Origin of the sequence: Phaeobacter sp. SYSU ZJ3003 (genome assembly GCF_041300735.1) — a bacterium.
Classification (GTDB): domain Bacteria; phylum Pseudomonadota; class Alphaproteobacteria; order Rhodobacterales; family Rhodobacteraceae; genus Phycobacter; species Phycobacter gallaeciensis_A.
In genome coordinates, this window is record NZ_PXNU01000121.1 from 1 (window position 1) to 2304 (window position 2304).

The 2304-nt window shown below is 61.0% G+C and carries 2 protein-coding genes; both read left to right on the top strand.

From position 1 onward, the window contains the following. Window positions 1-141 precede the first annotated feature (141 nt). Complete coding sequence (gene istA / locus C6W91_RS20935) at window positions 142-1395, top strand: IS21 family transposase (protein WP_370571583.1); 1254 nt, start codon at window positions 142-144, stop codon at window positions 1393-1395. Continuing rightward, window positions 1392-2237: an IS21-like element helper ATPase IstB gene (gene istB / locus C6W91_RS20940; RefSeq protein WP_370571584.1), complete on the top strand. Its 846-nt coding sequence runs from the start codon at window positions 1392-1394 to the stop codon at window positions 2235-2237. The genes istA and istB overlap by 4 nt, the downstream gene beginning before the upstream one ends. Window positions 2238-2304: the final 67 nt, after the last annotated feature.

Below are 2304 nucleotides of genomic sequence, written 5' to 3' on the forward strand. Positions count from 1 at the left end.
TGTGAGTGCTGGACGTAATCTCCCCAAAACGGCTGGATGAAAATTCCCCAGTTTAGTGCGGATGCCGATGATCAGGGGGCATGCCCCCTGATCATCGGTCACGCATAGTTCCCCTGTAGAGGCCAGTGGAAAGGCTTGCAGGTGGTGAGATTGAGGGAGATCGTGATGATCTTGGAATTAAAGCGGCAGGGCCTTGGCGTCAGCGCAATCGCGCGGCAGACCGGGCTCGACCGCAAGACGGTAAGGAAATATCTGGAGCGGGGCCTTGAGGCTCCGGTTTATGGGCCAAGGGAGCCGAGCAACCGGCTGGCAGATCGGTTTCAATCCTATCTGATTGATCGGCTTGAAGCGTTCCCTGGTCTTTCAGCGCGCAGGTTGCATCGCGAGATCAAGGCGATGGGGTATGAAGGGGCCTATTCCACGCTGACGGAATATCTCCGCCTGATCCGGCCCGCAGTGCCGCGGCAGTTCGAACGCCGCTTCGAGACGGCTGCGGGCCAGCAGGCCCAGGTGGATTTTGCCGAGTTCCAGGTGGAGTTCATCTGCGAGCCCGGCGTCATGCGAAAGGTGTGGCTGTTCAGCATGGTGCTTGGGTACAGCCGCTGGCTCTGGGGGCGGTTTTGCCCGAACCAGACTCTGGAAACAGTGATGCGCTGTCATATCGCCGCGTTCGACGCGATGGGCGGGGCCTGCACCGAGATCCTCTACGACCGGATGAAGACCGCTGTCATTGGTGAGGACGCTTCTGGGGTCGTGACCTACAATGCATCTCTGGTGGCATTGCTGGCCCACTATAGGTCGGCGCCGCGAGCCTGCCAGCCATATCGGGCTAAAACAAAAGGAAAGGTCGAGCGGCCGTTCCGCTATGTGCGGCAGGACTTCTTCCTTGGGCGCAGCTTCCGAGATCTGGACGATCTGAACGCGCAGTTCGAGGACTGGCGCACAACAATCGCCAATCCTCGTGTGCATGCCACGACACAGCGGATTGTCGATGAACATTTTGCCGAGGAAAGACCGCAGCTACTGGCTTTGCCAGCGCGCCCATACGAAGCGGTTCTGACCGTCGAACGGCGGATCAGCCAGGAGGGGATGGTCGCCGTGGGTGGCAATCAATACAGCGTGCCCGACACCACACGGCGCCGGATCGTCGAAGTTCAGAACCATCCGGCAGAGGTCCGGATCTTTGAGGATGGCCAGTTGATTGCCAGCCACCCGGTGCTGGAGGGCAAGAACCAGCGCCGGGTCGATCCCAGTCATCGAAAGCCCATTCCAGCCGCACAGCTGGCCGTCCAACTCCCGTCGCCCCCGGCCGATGGCCCGGTCGCACAGCGCCCTTTGGCCTTTTATGAAGCCGTGGGCCGCCGGCTGGCCAATACACCGGAGGGCCGCCCATGACCCCGGTGACCGAACGGATCCGCCAGAGCCTTGTCAGTCTGCACATGGCCCGGGCCCTGGAGACGCTGGACCAGACCCTCAGCCGCCTCGAGAAGGGCGAGATCAGCGCCATCGAGGCGATCGACGAGTTATTGACCGAAGAACTGAATCTGCGGGAAGGCCGCCGGATCGGTGTTGGACTACGCACAGCGCGCCTCACCCCAGTAAAGACGCTGGAAAGCTTCGACTTCTCGTTCCAGCCGTCACTGGACCGGCACCGGATCATGGCGCTGGCCCAACTGGAGTTCATCCAGAGAGCAGAAGTACTGCACTTCCTTGGCCCGCCCGGAACAGGTAAAAGCCACCTTGCCACGGCCATCGGTGTTGCAGCTGTAAAGGCGGGACGCAGTGTTTATCGCTGCACCTTAGCCGAGCTGATTGAGGCGCTGTCCAAGGCGGAGCGAGAGGGCCGCCTGGTTGAGAAGCTGCGGTTTTACGCCCGTGCGTCTCTGCTGATTGTCGATGAAATCGGTTACCTGCCCATCACCAGCGGCGGCGCCAACCTGTTTTTCCAGCTGGTCAACGCGCGATATGAAAAAGGGGCGATGATCCTGACGTCAAACCGCGGCTTTGCCGAATGGGGTGAAGTCTTTGGCGACCCCGTGGTCGCAACCGCACTGCTGGACCGACTGTTGCATCATGCCGTTGTAGTCCAGATCGAGGGCGCCAGCTACCGGTTGCGCCAACATGCTGACCTGATCCCCGAGCACACCCGCGCCCATGCCAACATTGCACCACCGCTCCCGCCGAAACGGCGCGGCCGACCACCAAAAAACGGAGGTGCTGATCACCATCGCGGCTGATCGCCGAACCCGCGAGGTGGGGAAATTTGCGCCAGCACTTCCGGGGAAATTCAATCCAGCATTTACA